Source organism: Ruegeria sp. AJ12 (assembly GCF_056536245.1).
In genome coordinates, this window is record NZ_JBQFJJ010000001.1 from 2,600,065 (window position 1) to 2,618,612 (window position 18,548).

The window sequence follows — 18,548 nt, forward strand, 5'->3', positions numbered from 1 at the left end:
AGCCTTAGTTGCTCCAGAGTTGAAGCAGGTCCACCGCTGTCGCGTCATTCTTGTTTGCATAGACCGCCACGTCCAGCGGCTCTCTCCCCAGCCCGTTCGCCAGCGAGATCATGTCCCCGCTTTGCAACTCGCTGTGCACCATGCTGAATGGCAGCCACGCCACTCCGAGACCTTTAAGAACCATTTCGCGAATTCCAGTCGAAAATGCGGTTTCGCAAATCGGATTGGCACTGAAACCGGCGGTCCCAAACGCCCATTCCCGGCGCCGCAGAACCTGCCCAAAATAGCTGTTGTCTGGGTAAACGATCGCCGGAACGTCCGCCGATATCTCGCCGACATCCTTGACCGCAAACCGCAACGCCCCGCCGACAACCGGAACGAGGTAGTCCCGGCCCCAAAGCCCCCGCAAGACGCGGTTTCCGAATTCAAGAGGTTCTGCCAGATCGGATTCGTAGCACAACAACATGCTGGCGTCCTTGCGCAAGAACATACTGACGCAGTCGCCGAGGTTGGCCGCGTGCACCCGAAACCTGACACCCGGTGACCGGCTGCGCGCCTTAAGGGCCATTTCAGGGAACCGGGAATAGATCGGGGCATGCTGCGCGGCAATGCGGACAGTGTTTGCTTTTGGGTCATGATGAACAATTTTTGTGCGCATCTCCCGCAGTTGCGTGAGCAAGGCCCTGATCTCGTTTTCGTTTAGGGCAAGCGCCGGGCTGATTTCAACGCGGTTGGTTTTCCGATCCAATACCGGGACCCCCAACCAATCCTCGAATGCGCGTATGCGTCTGGAAAAGGCCGGTTGCGTGATGTTTCGGCGGGCGGCGGCCCGGCTCAGATTGCCCTCTTCCAACAAGACCAAAACGTCATCCAGCCATTGTGTATCCATCAGCACAGCCCTCCAGCCAAAGAAAATGTATGAGCAGCCATAGAAAAAAGCACTGTTTTTCTGTGTTTCCATAAGGAACGTTTTGAGAGAACCCAATGCGGAGGACTTCGGGGCATGGCAGAGTCAGTGGAAATAGCGGACCAAAGTGCAAGCGGCACGCTGGATGAAACAGTGAGCCTCTGCAAAGAGCTGTCAATCAAACTGGCCAGATTTCCCCGCATCAAATTCGGTCATTTGCCGACACCGCTGGAGCCGATGGACCGTCTCAGCGAAGTCCTAGGGGGCCCACGCCTCTGGGTGAAACGCGACGATTGCACCGGTCTCTCAACCGGCGGCAACAAGACCCGCAAGCTGGAGTTCCTGATGGCCGATGCGGCCGAAAACGGTGCCGATACGATCATCACCCAAGGAGCAACACAGTCAAATCATGCCCGTCAAACTGCGGCGGCAGCGGCAAAACTGGGTATGGAGTGTCATATCCTGCTGGAGGATCGCACTGGATCGAATGACCCAAACTACATGTTGAATGGCAACGTTCTGCTTGATCGACTGCACGGAGCAACGGTCTCAAAACGCGGCGACGGCACGGATATGAATGCCGAGATGGAGGCATTTGCGGACCATCTGCGCAATACCGGGAAGACGCCGTACATCATTCCCGGAGGCGGTTCGAATGCAATTGGCGCCCTGGGTTACGTGAATTGCGCATGCGAATTGACCGAACAGGCCGCCAATATGGGACTGGCCATGGACGCGCTTGTGCACGCAACGGGCAGTTCCGGCACGCAAGCTGGCCTTGTTGCAGGCCTGTCATCCATCAAAAGCACCACCCACCTTCTGGGCATTGGCGTGAGAGCGCCACAAGACAAGCAGGAGCAGATGGTTTTTGATCTTGCCGCGCGCACGGCCGCCCATCTGGGAACCGGAACGGGCATCCTGCGCAGCGACGTTCGCGCCAATTGCAACTATGTCGGTCCGGGGTATGGCAAACCCACCGACGGCATGGTCGAGGCGATCAAATTGCTGGCGCGGACCGAGGGGCTTCTGTTCGATCCCGTCTATTCCGGCAAGGGTCTGGACGGGCTGATCGACCAAATCCGCAAAGGGTATTTTGACGGAATGTCCAACGTCGTTTTCCTGCATACTGGCGGAAGCGCGGCCCTTTTTGGCTATTCTGATACATTCGGACTGCCCGGATACACCTAAATTACAACGATAACAAAAAAAGACCACCAACAAGGAGATCTGAACAATGACAGTAAAAACAACATTGGCCAGCGCCGCTTTTGCAAGCGTTTTGGCCGTGCCTGCCTTTGCAGAAGAAGTAAAAATCGGCGTTCCATCCTGGACCGGCGCACAGGCGATCGCATATGTGCTGGGCGAGGTCGTGACGTCCCGGATCGGTGGCACGGTTGAATATGTGCCGGGGAACAATGCCACGATCTTTCAGGCGATGGATCAAGGTAAGGGTGACATAGATGTGCACCCGGATGTCTGGCTACCGAACCAGGAAAGCTTTACCAAGAAATACGTCGATGAAGCGGGAACCGTGACGCTGTCCTCAAACCCCTACGAGGGCAATCAGGGCTTTTGCGTCTCCAAGGACTTCGGTCAGGCCAACAACATCACCGATATCGCTGATCTGGGTCGCCCCGATGTCGCGGCACTCATGGACAGCGATGGCAACGGCAAGGGAGAGATGTGGATCGGTGCGCCCGGCTGGGCATCGGCAAATGTGAACGAGGTCAAAGTGCGCGACTATGGTCTTCTGGACTTTATCGAGCCGATCCGTGCCGAGGAAAGCGTCAAAACCGCCCGGATCAAGGACTCGATCGCCAAGGGCGAAGGCTACGCCTTCTATTGCTATAAGCCGCACGCGGTGTGGTTCATGTTCGATGTCGAGATGCTGACCGAACCAACCTTTGACCCCGCAAAATACGTGATGGTCCAGCCTTCTGACGATGCGGACTGGTACGAGAAATCCAATGTGGCGACCAAGGACGCTCTGAAACAGGTGCAGATCGCCTGGTCCAACTCTCTGGTTGATCGTTCGCCCGCCATTGCTGACTTTTTTGCCAATTTCGAGTTGACCGCAGACGATGTGAGCAGCCTGGCGTTTGAAATCAGCGCTCAAGGTCGCGAACCGGCAGAGGTGGCGAAGGATTGGGTGAATGCCAATTCAGACCGCGTCGACGCGATGCTGGGCCTCTAAGGCAACCCAGATGACAGCGCCGGCGACAGAGCCGGTGCTGCACCCTACCGTTCCAAAGCACTGGTTGCTCTCATGGATTCTGAACCCGTCATCGATATCTCAAATGTCTGGAAGATCTTCGGCGCCAAGCCACAGGCCGCTCTTCAGGCCGTCCTTGATCGCAACCTGAGCAAGGCCGAAGTTCTGTCCGAGTTCAATTGCGTGGTCGGCGTTGCGGATGTCAGCCTTTCGGTGAACCGGGGCGAAATATTCTGCATTATGGGGCTGTCGGGCAGCGGAAAATCCACCCTCGTGCGGCACTTTAACCGTTTGCTGGAACCAACGGCCGGTAAAATCGAGATCGAGGGCACAGACGTCATGGCCCTTGGCGCCAAGGACCTGCAGCACTTTCGCAATGAAAAGATTGGCATGGTCTTTCAGAACTTTGCCCTCATGCCGCACCGGTCCGTTCTGGATAACGTGGCGATGCCGCTGGAGATCAGGCAAGTCGCCAAAAACGAACGGATGCGCCAGGCAGCAGCAATACTGGACATCGTGGAACTTGGTGCCTGGGGTGCCAAGTTCGCACATGAGCTTTCGGGCGGGATGCAACAGCGCGTGGGGCTGGCCCGCGCACTCGCCGCCAACCCGGACGTATTACTCATGGATGAGCCGTTTTCGGCGCTCGATCCCCTGATCCGGCGCCAGTTGCAGGACGAGTTCATCCGGCTGTCGAAAATCCTGAAAAAGACGACCGTATTCATCACCCACGATCTGGACGAAGCCGTTCGGATCGGAGATCGCATCGCGATCATGCGTGATGGCAAGATGGTACAAATGGGGACCGCAGAAGACATCGTCATGCATCCGGCCGACGACTACGTTGCGGATTTCGTGGCCGGCATTTCGCGGCTGAAGGTTGTGCACGCCAAAGTGGTGATGCAGCCCGTCGAAAGCTGGGTTGCGTCCGAAGGTCCGCTGCCCGCCGACCTGCATCGGGTGACCAGCGACGAGACCCTCAGCAACCTGATCAACCTGGCCATCGACGATGACAGCCCGATCATGGTGACCGATGCGGGCACGGACGTGGGTGTCATCACGCGTGCGGATCTTCTGCGCACCGTAATCGAAGGGACCGAGGTGTCATGAAGGACGAAAACGTAAACCCGCTGGAAGACACCGAAAGCGAAGCCGCACTGGCCTACGCCGAGGAACGCAAGGACAACATCCGCACTTTTGTCCGAACGAGTCCCGACTATTACATCACCAATTTCGACAAGGTTGGCGCGTCGGCGCGATTCACCCCGACCTTCAACTTTTTTGCAGGGCTTTTTGGTCCGATCTGGTTTGGCGCGCGCGGGCTCTGGTCCTGGGCGCTGTGCTTTCTGATTGTCGAGGCAATTGGCTTTGTCCAGATCGCGCGCGGCCTGTTCGGTGACCTTGCCTCGGACGCTATGGCCCGCATTGCCTCGATTGAAGGCACGCTGGAGCTGCGCAAGCAGCAACTGGCCGCGGCCATCGAAAGCGGTTCGGACAGAGTGGATGCCTTTCAGCGCGCGGTTGACGGTCTGGAAGCCAACATCGGTGGAATCCGGGCCGAAGCCGAAGCACTGGCCGAACAAGGCCCGACAATTGCGCTGACTGGTCTTGCGATCCTGCTGGTGGTCAAGGCTGTTGAAGCCATGGTGGCGAACTGGGCGCTGGAAGCGCGGTTCTCGGAATGGCTGTCGGACCGGTCTATCCGCTCTGGCATGCCGGTGTCTCAGATCGGATTCAGTGCGGTGTTCATGATTCTGATCGTGGCCGTTGCAATGGTCAATTACAGCTTTCCGGGGCGTTTTGCGATCCTCAGCGATTTCCCGACCGACCCCGAACTTCGCTTGATCAGCATCGACGGGGTCGAGGCGTTCTTTAACTGGGCGGTTCTGAATGGCGAAGCCCTGTTCGACGGCATAACCTACGGTATCCGCCTGATGCTGGACGCGCTGGAGCTGATCTTTGTCAGCACGCCATGGATCGTCATCGCCGCCCTGATCATCCTTTTGACATGGCTCACAGCGGGCGTGCGCATGGCGATCTATTCCGGTGCGTTCCTGGCGTATATGGGTTTGCTGGGCTTCTGGGAAAAGGCGATGACGACGCTGGCCCTGCTCGGAACCGCGGCCTGCCTGTCGATCATCATCGGCATCCCGTTGGGTATGTTTGCCGCGCGCCGCCCCAGATTCTATGCCTTTATCCAACCCATTATGGATTTCATGCAGACGATGCCCGCCTTTGTCTTCATGATCCCGGTGATCGCGTTTTTTGGAACAGGCAAGCCCGCCGCTGTTGTTACCACGATGATCTTTGGCGGAACGCCGGTTGTGAGACTGACGGTCCTTGGTCTGCGGGGCGTGCCCGAAAGCGTGCGTGAAGCGGCCATCAGCTTTGGCGCCAACAAATGGTATTTGCTCACGAAGGTGGATTTGCCTCTGGCCAGTCCTTCGATCCGGGCCGGGATCAACCAAACCATCATGCTGTCGCTGGCTATGGTCGTGGTTGCCTCGCTGATCGGTGCCAAGGGTCTGGGCGAGGACGTGCTTGAAGCCCTGCAATACGCCAATGTCGGACAAGGTATCCTTGCGGGCTTTGCAATCCTGTTCTGCGCCATGATCCTGGATCGTATTGTGCAGGGTCAGCGCAAGTGACACCGTTGGTTCTGGTCCATGGTCTGATGGGCGGAAGCGCACAATGGGATTTACAGCGCGAGGCACTGGCAGAGTATTTCGATGTCGTTGCGATCGATTTGCCGGGGTTCGGACATAACGCGCATCTGGCGCCGATTGACAGCATCGATGGTCTGGCAGATTGGGTTCTTGACCTATTACGCGCGAAAAACATCGAGCGGTATTGTCTCTTGGGACATTCGATGGGTGGCATGATCGTGCAAGAGATGGCGCGAAAGGACCCGGCCCGCATCCAATGCCTTGTCCTATACGCAACCGGTGCCATCGGCGTGCTGCCCGGACGGTTTGAGACGATCGAGCAAAGCAAGACCCGCACCGAAAAGGACGGTGCGCAGGCCACCGCAAGCCGGATTGCCGCAACGTGGTTTTGGGAAAACGAAGCTGCGCCCAACTATGCGCAATGCGAGGCCGTTGCCAAACTGGCGTCGGTTGAGGCGATCCACGCCGGCCTTGACGCGATGCAGGGCTGGTCCGGTGCAGAGAGCCTGCCCGATATCCTTGCGGATACTCTGGTCATTTGCGGGGACCGCGACCGGACCTATTCATGGGATCAGACACAGTTGTTGTGGTCCGAAATTCCAAGGTCCAGTCTTGCGGTGATCTCGGGATGCGCCCACGCGGTGCATTTGGAAAAGCCGGAGCTGTTTTCGGCCGTATTGCTGGACTACCTCTTGGGTCAGCACGACGAGGCCTCCAGTCTCGGACAGTGATCCGGAGGCGCCCGGCGTCACTGTTCTTCGTAAGTGATCAGCGACTTGATGTGGTCAGTGGCAAAGCTCAGTGACATGCCGCATTCTACATCTGGCAATACAGCCACATCGAACAGCTCCTGCACAGCGCCATCGATGCGGAACCATGCAGCGACCTCTTTCTTCTCCAGGTCAATGATCTGAACGCCGCACCACGGCTCGCTGTCTGTTTCCGCGAGCTTGGCATCCAGTGGGAGACCTTCAAACCGTTCATAACGGGGTTTGGACAATCCAACGATTGCGAACTTACCGTGAAACGCCAGACCGCGCGCAAAGCCGGGGCAAAACACGATCTCCTCAAAACGCCCCCTCCCCGTCTGCGCGTCGCGACCGATCCTGCCAAGACGGCCGGACCCGGAATCCAGAACATACAACTCACCCTGATGCACCCGCGGAGAATGAGGCATGGACAGACCGTCGCACACAACCTCATTGGTGCGCACATCGATCACAACACCACCATGACTGCGGCGATCTCGCCATCCGTCTATGGTGTCCGACCTACTGACGGCGGTGACATAGGCAGGCTGGCCGTTCTCCAGCGCAAGACCGTTCAGATGACATCTGTCCTCATCCGCGATTTTGGAAATGAACGCAGGTTTCCAGATCGGCTTGAAACTGTGCTTCTCTGAAACCGTCGCAAGACAATTGAACCGTGTGTTCACAAACACAATCTGACCGTCGTCAGTCACCGCAACGTCATGGGCATCAAGCTCCCCTGTCGTGTAGCTTCTGCGTGGAACAAAGCAGGCGTCAAAAAGCGTTTCGACACGCTGATCGGGCTTCAGAACGTTTTCGAACTGATGAACCTGAAACAGGGTGGCCAAGGTGATTGACCCGTCGCGGACATCAATTCCCATCGCTTTCTCGAACAACTGTTCGTTGATCATGATCCCGCCCTGCGGGTTTCGGCCCAGCATGTAGAACCGGCCGGACTGATACGAGCTCAGACAGATCGAAAGGTTATGCTGCTCCAGAAACCCCAACAATCCCGTAGAGACGGAATAGACGACCTGCGCGTCCTCTGCGTTCTGGGCCGGGGGCGTCGGGTCTTGGGTCATATCGTTTTTTGATCAGATCTCGTCAAAAGCGGCAGTAAATCCGGCCAAAGACACCGGCACATCCAAGGTTGTACCCCCGTCCAGCGTGTAGAGCGAGATCTGAATTGTGCCGCTTTTCTTCATCTGCTCGACCATCTCCGGTCCAACTGTCAATGGCACAATACATCCAAAGTTCTGGCAGGTTCGCATCGCAAGGTTCCAGCGTGGCCCCCCATCAACGGACAGCGATATACCTTTGGTGATGTCCAGACCGAAGGGAACGATGATCACCCCAGAGGCCCCGTCCTCCGGACCGCGCTGAAGTTCCATCTGCAGCAAAAGCCCAGCCTGATTTTCCAGATTCAGGCTCTGGCTCATCGCGCATTGCTTTTGGCCGTCTTCTTCGGTGCAGGTCACAGTCCAGCTTTGAAACTGTGTTGAACTGGTTTCCGTTGTTTGCGCACTGGCATTGGCAACAGCTATGACCAGACCAAGCGCACCCCAAATCGGAGATTTAAGGGCACCGATCATTCAGAACCGGACCTGCAGGCCCAACACAGCTTCCAATTCATAGCTTTCACCGACATCCTCCAGTCCGGTCAGGTAGTTCAGGGACCCGGACAGCTCGTACCTGTCGTTCAGCATCATACGCGCACCCAGCCCCAGTTCGATACCAGTGTCGTCAAGCTCCTCATCAAACGCAATGCCGCCCACCGAAACCCGGGTTTCGGGGTCGAATTCATGATACAGGTTGACGAGGCCAAAGTAACTGCCCGTTCCACGACTGTTCGAGAATGATTTGTTGGCCGAAAGCCCCAGGCGTGCCAGCACGCTGTCGGCATCGTCCAGCACAACCTGATTGCCGAAATTGTCCGTAAACTCATCCACGTCCAGCGTGGTGTAAGACAGCTGTGCCTGCGGCACCAAAACCAGGTTTGGATTGACTTCAACCGGACGGCCGACCTCAACAGACACACCAAACTGGTCCGAGTCGATGCCATTCTGCGATGTTCCCGTGGTTGGGTCATTCACGTCGCTGGAGTTTCGATTGTACTGCAGTTGAGTGTCCACATAAAAGCCGCGGGCATCCAGCCATGTTGCACTGAAGTTGAGGCCAAGCGACTGGGTATCGACATCACTGTTGCCCTGATCCGTGGACACCGTGCTGGACGCATCGCCATAGATGACGCTCACGCCGCCATAGAGAGAGCCGTTCCCAAACTCGGACAGCAGCATGTCGGCACCCACGGTGATCGTGTAGGTGTCGGTTTCAATACTGTTGATACCCGCGCCCGACACAACGGGTGTGATATCACTGCGGGAACCGCTCAACTCGAACCAAAGCGGGCTGACCGGGTTTGAAAACACATTGTTGTTGCTCGCAAACGGAAGCGCCGATCGGGTGACCGTCTGATCGGCCGGTCCACCGGGCAATCTGGACGCCAGCCGCGCTTGAAGACTGCGCACACTGTTCATCGACAGCAGGACAGAGGGCATCGCCTCGTAGGCAGCAACGCCTGCGCCGACAAGGATCGGATTTCCGGACGTGTCCACACTCGACAAAGTGTAAATTCCGCCGGTCTCAACAAGGCGGTATCCAAATGGGCCTGCCGTCACAATGGCTTCCCCGCTGGGCAACTGTGCGGTGCCGTTCAGGGCGAAAGCGTTGGCAGACAATGTGCCGCTGACCCGAATAATCTCGATTCCGTTTACGGTCTGCGCCCCTGCCCCGCCGATATTGTTGATCGAAACAAGAGTGGTGCCAGACGCGTTCCCGGAAATCGAAAGAACGTCTGCCGGTGATCCGTCGCCGCCCAATACGACATCAAGCAGCAAGGTGCCGCCGCCGTTATAATTGCCGCTGACCGTTATGATATCCCCGGCCGCCCCGTTCTGCGCGGAAAGCGTGCCGTCATTGCTGAAGTTGCCGTTCAGGCTGGTTGCGCCGGTGTTCAGCGCCAGTGTGCTCCCTGGCAGAACGAACATACCCGTGCCCAGAGTCCCATCTCCGGCGGACAGCGTATTGTCGCTGAGCGTGATCACCGAGTTGTTCACGATCTCAAATCGCTCAAAGTTCGTGACACTGGCCCCGGCAATCGTGCCGCTGCCGCCAAACCGCAATGTGTCAACGAACCCGTCGCCAGCGGAGCTGTCATCGCCGCCATCAAATAGGGTGACCCCGCTGAAATCCCCTCCGTTAAAGAACAGCAGATCGCTGCCGTTGCCCAGGCTGATGGACCCATTCACCGCTGCGCCCGCGTTGACGGTGACCGTGGCATCAGCGTCGGCGCTTGTGATCCCGGTGCCAGACGTTGCCCCGACGACGCTGCCTGAATTCAACGTGATCTGCGTTGTGGTGCCGGTATTGCCCACGGTCGCGATCCCGGCGCCGGTGCCGCCGTTCACGGCCCCCGATGTGGTGATCGATATCGCTCCAGAGCCGGTGTTGCCCGCGTAAATACCCGTCCTGCTTCCGCTGACCGCACCCACATTGATCGTGACATTGGTTCCTGCGTTTCGGGCGTTGATCCCGTCACCTCCTGTACCAGAAATCGCACCTGTAGACGTTATGGTCACGGCCCCGGTACCGTTGTTACGGGCGCTGATACCAGAACCGCCTCCGTTCACTTGAGCCGCCGAGATCGTCAGGTCTGTGGCGGTGGCCGCATTGCGGGCATAAATCCCAGTGTTTGAGACGCCGGTTACCGTACCCGTGACGGTGATCATAGTTGCGCCGGTCCCGTTGTTGCGGGAATAAATACCCAGATTTGAGCCGGAAATCGTCGAACTGTTATTGTCTGTAAATGTGACACTATTGGTCGAATTCAGATTGAATGCGTTGCCAGTGGAAACTGTTTGCCCGAATCCCGGCTGTGTCGTGACGGTCAGAGCCGCCGCCCCGGAGTTCAGCGAAATCGTCGTATCCCCTGCCGATGCTGCACCGGAACATTCATACGATCCACCGCCGATAGACGCGCAACTGCCGCCATAAGCCACTCGTCCATAACCGGAAACGAGAGCCATCGCCATTGAGGTTGTGACTAGGAGTTTAGCATTGCTAAGCGAAGCGGTTTGGGTATGAGATCTGGACACTGGTTACAACTTTAAAAACTGGTTACAGTTTCTGAGTGTAACGAGCATGTCGCAATTTTCCAAGAAACAACCACAAAAAAGCCTCAATCTGCCCCGCAAATGCCCCAGTCGAACACGGAAGCGGCGGTCAAGGCTCTCCCCTCGACTCTTTGATCGACAACAGGCAACTGACCCCGGATCTGACAAGAGCGCAGACACCTATCAGATCGCCAACTTCATAGTCGGCCTTTGGCCAACGTCTTCTCGTTACTGACCAAGCCTGTAGTACACAATGATATGGTTGAGCCTTCGTCCGGGTGGTCAGGACGGCCAGTTCTTGTCGTGATCCCGTTGTGCAACCGTCAGGCCGTTGTCGAAATAGGTATCGTAGTACTCGTTCTCGACCCGATGGGTCTGCAGCCAGATACCGGGCGCGTGGATGGCCTCGCAATGCGCGGGAAAACGGCCATGGGTCTTGAGGATGTAATTGCAGATGTCGCGGGCACACTCGATGACGTCCTGTTCGTACTCTCCGGCCTCTTCCAGGTATTTGCTTCCGAAATCATCCTTGTAGATGCTCTGAAACAAAGCCTCATTCTTGTAAATGCCGTTCGGGCCAAATTTGCCCGCGATAACCGCATCGACCGCGTCGGACATGGATGGATAATACGGAGGACATTTGCCCTTGATCAGATGCTCACCGTGGTGCCGTAACCCCACCGCATGGGCACGGACATGTTTCATCGCCGCAATCGGCAAGGTGTGCCAGCGCAGCAAGTCCATCATCCGCCACTTGGGCGTCACGTAATCGAAATTCAGCATGGCACCATAGCGATCGCTGAACTTCGGGTCCCCCATCAGGACCGGCGGTGATATGGCCGCGTGTATCCAGCCGCCCAGCCCCATAGCTTCGGTCACAAGAAACAGATTCTGAATCAGCAGATCAGCCTCGATCTGCGTGCGCATCTGGCCCAGTACCCCAAGCGGAATTTTGATGTCGGGGTTCAGGAATCCCTTTTTGATCCATTTTTTGACACCGGCCGGCTGATAGAAATTGCGGTCATCCACAATCACCGGTCGTGCCTTGTCCGGTTGGGTCAGCAGGTACATCAACGCGTTGATATACTGGTGTGAGAGGTCAACCACCGGGAAGAATATGGTCGACCCGGGTGTGTTCGACAGAAACCGGTTCGAATCCAGATAGGCTGGAAAATCGCGCATGTCGCCGGGCACGTCGATCCGTCGGTCAAGGATCTGTACCTTGGACTGTTCGGCCCGTTCGATCAGAACATCCGGAGTCCAGTCGTTGGTGCCACCTTCCAGCGGATCAAGGCGACGCAGAAAATAGGTCCCGCTGTCATTGATCATGAAAAAATGCGTGCCCTGCGCGTTGTCAGGGCTGCCTGCGGTCCGACCCTCCATCACGAGGTTTGGCTTGGACATGATCGGATCGCCGCTTTCATCGTCAAAAAACGGACGGTCCGGCATGGTCATTCCAGACGCACCTGTCGCGGCGATCAGGATCGCTTCCTGCAGGGGGGATAGCGGCGCGCGGTCGTTCTGGGATTGCCAGCTCAACGATCCCGCCACCACGTTCGAGCCGCGGCTGACCCGCTTGGTTCGACGGTTCCACAACGTCCCTGCCAGCGGAGCGTTCAGAAAAGCTTCAAGCCCTTTTGGTGCTGTATCCTTCGGCATCCTACACCTCCTAAACCATGCGCCACGGGGCGAACGCCGTCGCGTCCTTCGGCAGAACCGGTGCAAATTCCGGGAAATGACGCAACAACAGCGATTTCATTCCGTTCCGCGCGATCCAGTCCATGCCCAGTTGTGTGTAGATTTCCGGCCGGAAATCGGTGGTCAGAAACCGATCCGACTGCAGCCGGCGCGACGCCATCAGGACAAATATGCGGAACGCGGTGTCTGAGAACCCGAAACCATCCGGGGGCGTCTCGCCCAACAACCCGATGACGGTGTCGACCTTGTCGATGTCGCCGTAGAGCTCTTTCAGGATTTTGTTGGTCTCCGGGTTCGCCGTCAGGTTCTCCCACTCCGTCACCGGTGGCATGTGCAGGCCCCTGCGGAACTCGTTGTAGCGCGGAACGCGCCTGGCACGGGTGCGCACGATGTCGACCACGGACAAGTCGATCAGCTCGTCGAATCTTTCAAGGTTCTGCAGGGACTTCGGAAAGTTGTGCAGGGTGATCGCGCCGGGATGGGCAATGCCCTGAGAATACAGGCAGTCGCGCAGTCCAAGTTTCCGCAGTTGCTCGTCTGTCTGTTCGCCCTGAATGTCCAGGAATCCCCGCCGGGCTTTTTCGTTGCCCGTTGAGAAATCATAGAAAATATAGTCATCGGGGATCAGGGGGTGCATCCGGTAGACGGTCGCAAATTCCTCGGTCAACGCGTATCGCGCGGTGTGATGGTCCGGCTCGGTCTCCGGGATACCTTTCAGGGCGTGAACATCCGTTAGCCAGATACCCAGACGCGTCAGCCAGGATTTCGGCGGGCCGTACCAATTGGTGTTCATCCCAATATCCAGCGCCTCGGTTCCCAGAATGGCAGGCGTCCATTCCACGGTGTGAATCTTGGCGATCAGGGCGGAGACGATCAGGCGCGCGGTCTGATACACACGCTCGTTCTCCATTTGCGGGTATTCCCGTTGAAGTTCGTCGCACAACACATTGTGTTCACGTGCAAAAAGCGTGTGCAAAGTAGACAGGCCCAACCACCAGCTTTCATTGAACCCGGTGAGTTCGAACCCTTTGACATTTCGGGGCAGATAGCCCTCGTTCGTCAGTTTCAGCTTTGGCCCTTTGCCGCCATCCTCCCGCAGCTTCTTTGCCGCCACGGAATTGACGCCATAGACCTGTGATCCGTCCCACCAGTGGGTGTTTTCATTGGCAAACAGGAACGGGTCATCCGCGCCGTCCTTTGGAATGTTGCCCGCAATGCGCATCTGCCGTTCCGGATCGCCTTTGGGCGTGTTCTTCCAGTCGGGATAACCTTCGGGGACCGGTACGATATCGTCTTTCTTGCCCAGCTTGTGTCGTTCATGTGAGACCCAGTCATGGACCTGAAACTGAATCCAGGATGCGGCGAGGATGTTCAGGATTTTGGCTGGGATGAAGGCCTGCCGGTCCATCAGTTTGCGGGCCACCAGAATCGGGTTTGGGCTGTCTTCGGGTTGCACCTGCGGTGGCATGTTGCGCCCGAAGGTCGCCCCGGCGGCACCCATACACGGGTCGGAGAGGTCGTTATAGCTGCCGTCGTGGGTCCGGTAGACACGCTGTTCCGAACTGGGTTCCGGCGGAACAGAACGCGCGCTGGGCACGGTTTCTTCGGGGTCCGTATCGATCAGGTTCTTTTGCCGCAAATCGTACCTGAGAGCGTCCAGGTTCAGCAGTTGAACCAACAGGAACGGGATCTTGTGCCAGGGCACCCGGCGGTTCACGGCCCGCAGGATGGACCGGGCGGCGGAACCAAAGATGCGGTTCTGGAGTGGCGGCGGTTGAGCCTTGAACCGCTTGCCCTGTCTATGGGCCGCGGATGCGTCATAGGCCGCCTTGCGGGCCCGGTTCAGATTGCCCAATGGCCGGAAATCATCTGTTGTATTCCAGGGGTTGAAACCCATGTTCTCGATTTCCAGGGCTTCGGCAAGGGCTTCGGGCGTGGACAGATCGCGTTTCGGCAGGACCAGTTCCGCGACCTTGATGGGCGGGCTGACCCGTTCATCCCATTCATGGGCCGCATCCTCGATGGGGGTTTGGTCCTCGTTCACAAACCTCTGAATGAAGAGATCAAAGACTATATCGCCGTTGGCCTGCCGCGCTGCATATTCGGAGGACAGGCGCGATGCGCCACTGTGGGTTCCCTGAACGCCCGGTGTACTATCGGACGGTTTGAACGTGTAGCGGACCGCTTCATTGCCCCACGCAATGGCCCCCCTGCTCCAATAACTTTCCAGCGCGACGCTGTCGCATTCCCGCAAGGCCGTTCGCACATTGCCAAGCATTCGGCGTGTCTCGGAGAGGCCCAAAACAAAACACAGGCGCACAAGCCCGATCAGTTTGGACAAACGCCCGCCCGAGACTGCATGGGCGAAGACCACAAACTGACGCGCGTTCCGGGCATGTGGCACCGGAAAGTTCGTGGCCAACAGATCATGATCGACGCCGTCGGCTTCGTTGATACGTACCGCCAGCCCACGCAGGTCCTTGTCCTCGTCGGACTGGGCTTGCGAAGAGGCATTGGAAAACCGCACCATCGCCGGATAGGCCGCACCGGGCGCTGCGAAACCAACCTGCAAATCCTCCGGCAAATCCTGACTGAACCGCAGTTCCGCCCCCTTGAACGCCGCGATAGCCTTTTTGTGAAAGGCGCGGTCCACATTGCGCGCGCCGCCAGCGGCCATTGATTTCAACTGGGCCGCCATCATCATCTGTGCAAGCGCTTTGGTTTCCTTCAATTCGGCCTCGGGCGACCCGCCCACATAGACCTCGCGCCACTTCCGCAGAGTTTCCGAACTGCCGTCCATGGTGGCCTCCTCTTTACAATCCAAATCGCGTGCGCACGCCTTCCCAGATCGCGGCCAGCACGCCTTCGGGATGGGGCGAGTAATTGGGCAGTGCCAGACGTGTGATCCGTGCGTCGATCAGGGCCGGTCGGCCACTGGCCAGGGCCGCACCAAATGCCTGTTCGAACTCGTCCAGTTGATTGACCGTGTACCCGTCCGCCCCGCAGGCGCGGGCGTAGGCGGCATAATCGGGATTGTCGAACTCGGCCAACCCGGTCTTGAAGAAGGCCGACAACTGATACAGCTTGATCAGCTTGAATTCCCGGTCGTTGAAAATCACCCAGACCACGGGGATGTTGTATTGCACCGCCGTCATCAGCTCGAACCCGGTCATTAGATACGAACCGTCCCCGACCGCGGCCACCACTGGTCGGTGCATTTCGGCGTATTTTGCGCCGATCACACCGCACACCCCGATGCCCATCGGTCCGTAGGTGCCCGGTTTTCGGAAATTTTGCCCCTCTTTGAGTTCGAGATAGTATCCCGCCCACGCAGCATGTGCCCCGGCATCGGCCAGAACAATGCCGCCGGGCGGAAGCATCTGGGAAATTTTCTGGACCATCTCGCCCGGATGCAGCTGTTTTTGCGGAGAGATGATAAAGCGTTCATCATAGTCTTTGGGCCGGTAGTCCCTCTCGGGCACCGGCCCGATTACCGCATCAAGGCGATCATACAGCCCCTGCAACGCCTGCTTTGCGTCGCCAAGGATCACGTGATCCGCTTTGTAGAACTTGTCGAATTCTCCGGCATCGATGTTGATGTGAACAAGGGTCTTGTCGTCGAACAACCCGTCATGGAAGTCAAAGGTTGCATGCTGCGCGAACGAGTTTCCGACGGCCAGCACCACATCTGCATCCGAAAAAAGCTCCCACGCGGCTTTGTGCCCCGAGTCGCAATAGAGGCCTATGGCGAGCGGGTTTTCTTCGTCGACGATCCCCTTACCATCCATCGTGGTGACCAATGGAATCTGAAACCGTTCAAGGAACGCCTTCGTGATGGCGTTGGCGTCGGCCATTATGGCGCCGAATCCGGCCAGCATGACCACGGTCTTTTCCGACGTGATCGCCCGCTGCAGAACCCCGGCTGCGGCGTCCAGCGCACCGGGATCAGGCGTCACACCCAATTTCGGCAAACGCAGCGGGCGAAAGTTTGTCACCTCGACTTTTGGGTCGGTGATGTCCTCGGCGACAGCCACATGCACAGGTCCCGGTCGCCCTTCATGGGCGATGTCGATCGCCTTCTGCAGCGTATCCATCAGGTCATCCGGATCGGTGACCAGAAAATCTGCAGGTTCGCCCGTCTCGGGGTCCTTCTTGGTGACCGCGCGAAACATCATCCGGGAATCCGGTGTGCGCGCCAACCCGGATGTCTCGTTCAGGCCACCGCGTCCCTGCCAGGCCACCGTTGAGTATCCGCTGATCGCCAGCAACGGGTAGCTGTCGGTCAACGCCACGCACATGCCCGAGATCAGATTAAAGGCGCCGGGTCCGGCTGTCGCAAAACACACGCCCAGCTTGTGGCTGAACATCGCGTGCCCGCAGGCCATGAAGGATGCGCCCTGCTCGTTCTTTGCTATGACCGGTCTGATTTTGTCCGAAGCATCCAGTGCCAGCATGAGGCCAGCGGCGTTCTCGCCGGCGCCGCCATAGGCGGCATCGACGCCAATAGTCTCGAGTGCGGCAACCACCGCTTCATAAACACGCATTCACTCAAATCCAATAAAGTCTTCTACAATACCGCTGGAACATAGCAGAAATTGGCGATTTTCGAAACAGTCAGAGAGTTTACCTGCGCAAGAGCACGCGAGTGTCCGCCGAAACCATGCGTTTGCGGGACTGATTGCCCGCGGCCCCGGACGCTTTATCTGACCGGTGCAGCGCTTAGTTCCGATCGCTTTTGAGCAGGTCTGAATTCTGCTCGGCAACCTTCCGCACGACATCCAGCGTGCGCGGCAGATTGGTGGTGTCCACGCCTTCGGGTTGCATTTCGGTGGCTGTCAGAAACTCCAGAAATTGAAGCAGATTACCCAACGCCTCGCCATTCTGAGGATCAACCGAGACAGCGTCCGCGAACCACCGTGCCGGGTCGCGATAGGGTGGCGATCCTTGCTCGGAGCAACACAGTACGGTGTCCGTCACACCCAGCGCATTTCGATAGTGCGTATCGGTCGGCGAAAGTTCGGCCGCGCGCAGGAACGCCTTGCGAGCCGCTGGCCAATCCCTGACTTCAGAGGCCAAAACAAACCCGATCATTCCGTGCGCCAAAGCGCGTGCTTCGGGTTCATCAACCGTCAACTCATTCCCAAGATATCGCGACAAGGCGTTCGCAGCCTGTCGCCAGGCACCGTCTGGCGTGGGCGTGAACTCCAAAGCGTTGTAATCTTGCTGCAGCCTGAGAAAACCCAGCACTCCGTTCACGAAATCCAGTTCCGGCAGGTTGCTGTGCAGAAAGCGCGATGCCTCCGGGCTTACGCGAATGAATCCATGGCTGGGATGCCCGCCGAATATGTCTTCGACTTCGATCCAGCCCGGGTCGTTGGTGATCCTGACGCTGAATGCCTGCGGCTGACCGGCGTGAAAGACAAGTTCTTCGCCAGCTGTGCTCTCATCCGGGGATGGGAAGACTTTGCTGGCCTGCACAAAAGCAGCGTTCATGCTGTTAAACAACTCTTCCGAGACCACTCTTGGCGCGAAGGTAACGTCCAGCACCGGCAGCGAGATGAACAAACGTTCGTCTGACCCGTCAAAAGAGACCGACAGCCTTTCGCTGGCGAAGTTGCCAGCCATCGGAAAGACATAGTCAAATTGGTCCGATTGGCGCCGAAAGCCTCGGACTCTTGATTGGATAAATATCTGCTCATCTTCGATGAAGATACGCCCCTGCAGCATGATAAGAATCTGGCCTTGTCTGATGGGTGGGCCCGATCCCCCGACCAGCAACTGCCCAAGGACCTCGTCGGAGTCGCACACTCGCCCCAGGAACATGTGCGAGACAACGCCAAGACTGCCGTAGGTTGGCTGGTGCCAACTGTCGAGTTTGAACAGCCACGACAGACGCTGCGCCGTTTCCTGCAACCTGTCCATGCGTCCGTCCTGCGAGGCGGCCAGATCGACTGACGTTGCGGTGTATTCCAGCGGCACGATGTTGGCCGCCGAGCCTTCAAAAATGAAAGGTTGTTCGCATGCGGTAAAACCTCCTGCCTCGGCAGGCCGTGCGCCACTCAGAACGAATGCCCCCAGCATCAGGCTGACGGAAAGGAAGAAACCTGCAAAGCGCGGTTTGTCGGGTGTGAATAAGCGTTTCAT

The 18,548-nt window shown here is 57.7% G+C and carries 13 protein-coding genes; 5 read left to right on the forward strand and 8 right to left on the reverse strand.

Features of this window, described 5'->3' with window-relative positions; genetic code table 11:
- Positions 1–4 precede the first annotated feature (4 nt).
- The gene (locus ACR3E0_RS13105; protein WP_480479257.1) at positions 5–889 is read right to left on the reverse strand and encodes a LysR family transcriptional regulator; all 885 of its coding nucleotides are present in this window, start codon (positions 887–889) and stop codon (positions 5–7) included.
- A gap of 195 nt (positions 890–1,084) precedes the next feature.
- Here ACR3E0_RS13105 and cuyA point away from each other — a divergent pair, with 195 nt between their 5' ends.
- The 5 genes from cuyA (at position 1,085) to ACR3E0_RS13130 (ending at position 6,516) form a co-directional block, all read left to right on the forward strand.
- Positions 1,085–2,095 carry a D-cysteate sulfo-lyase gene (cuyA, locus tag ACR3E0_RS13110; RefSeq protein WP_480481037.1) on the forward strand — a complete coding sequence of 337 codons (1,011 nt, stop codon included), beginning with the start codon at positions 1,085–1,087 and terminating at the stop codon, positions 2,093–2,095.
- A gap of 46 nt (positions 2,096–2,141) precedes the next feature.
- On the forward strand, positions 2,142–3,101 hold the full coding sequence (locus ACR3E0_RS13115) for an ABC transporter substrate-binding protein (RefSeq protein ID WP_480479258.1): 960 nt from the start codon (positions 2,142–2,144) through the stop codon (positions 3,099–3,101).
- A gap of 72 nt (positions 3,102–3,173) precedes the next feature.
- Positions 3,174–4,229, forward strand: coding sequence for a quaternary amine ABC transporter ATP-binding protein (locus ACR3E0_RS13120; RefSeq protein ID WP_480479259.1), 1,056 nt, complete (start codon positions 3,174–3,176; stop codon positions 4,227–4,229).
- Entirely contained in the window at positions 4,226–5,767 is a 1,542-nt protein-coding gene (locus tag ACR3E0_RS13125) for an ABC transporter permease subunit (RefSeq protein WP_480479260.1), read from the forward strand. The genes ACR3E0_RS13120 and ACR3E0_RS13125 overlap by 4 nt, the downstream gene beginning before the upstream one ends.
- Positions 5,764–6,516 (forward strand): alpha/beta fold hydrolase, encoded by a 753-nt coding sequence (locus tag ACR3E0_RS13130; protein ID WP_480479262.1) that lies wholly within the window; start codon positions 5,764–5,766, stop codon positions 6,514–6,516. Before ACR3E0_RS13125 ends, ACR3E0_RS13130 begins: the two co-directional genes overlap by 4 nt.
- Positions 6,517–6,533: 17 nt before the next feature.
- Here ACR3E0_RS13130 and ACR3E0_RS13135 read toward each other — a convergent pair whose 3' ends face one another.
- The 7 genes from ACR3E0_RS13135 to ACR3E0_RS13165 form a co-directional block, all read right to left on the reverse strand.
- A complete protein-coding gene (locus ACR3E0_RS13135) occupies positions 6,534–7,616 on the reverse strand; it encodes a TIGR03032 family protein (protein ID WP_480479264.1) in 1,083 nt (360 codons plus the stop codon).
- 12 nt (positions 7,617–7,628) lie between these two features.
- Positions 7,629–8,126, reverse strand: a complete 498-nt coding sequence (locus tag ACR3E0_RS13140) for an invasion associated locus B family protein (protein WP_480479265.1) — start codon at positions 8,124–8,126, stop codon at positions 7,629–7,631.
- Entirely contained in the window at positions 8,127–10,625 is a 2,499-nt protein-coding gene (locus tag ACR3E0_RS13145; RefSeq protein WP_480479266.1) for an autotransporter outer membrane beta-barrel domain-containing protein, read from the reverse strand.
- A gap of 363 nt (positions 10,626–10,988) precedes the next feature.
- Positions 10,989–12,365, reverse strand: a complete 1,377-nt coding sequence (locus ACR3E0_RS13150) for a hypothetical protein (protein WP_480479268.1) — start codon at positions 12,363–12,365, stop codon at positions 10,989–10,991.
- 10 nt (positions 12,366–12,375) lie between these two features.
- The gene (locus tag ACR3E0_RS13155) at positions 12,376–15,204 is read right to left on the reverse strand and encodes a peroxidase family protein (RefSeq protein WP_480479270.1); all 2,829 of its coding nucleotides are present in this window, start codon (positions 15,202–15,204) and stop codon (positions 12,376–12,378) included.
- A 13-nt stretch (positions 15,205–15,217) separates the two neighbouring features.
- Positions 15,218–16,948, reverse strand: a complete 1,731-nt coding sequence (locus tag ACR3E0_RS13160) for a thiamine pyrophosphate-binding protein (RefSeq protein ID WP_480479271.1) — start codon at positions 16,946–16,948, stop codon at positions 15,218–15,220.
- A 175-nt stretch (positions 16,949–17,123) separates the two neighbouring features.
- Positions 17,124–18,548, reverse strand: coding sequence for a tetratricopeptide repeat protein (locus ACR3E0_RS13165; RefSeq protein WP_480479272.1), 1,425 nt, complete (start codon positions 18,546–18,548; stop codon positions 17,124–17,126).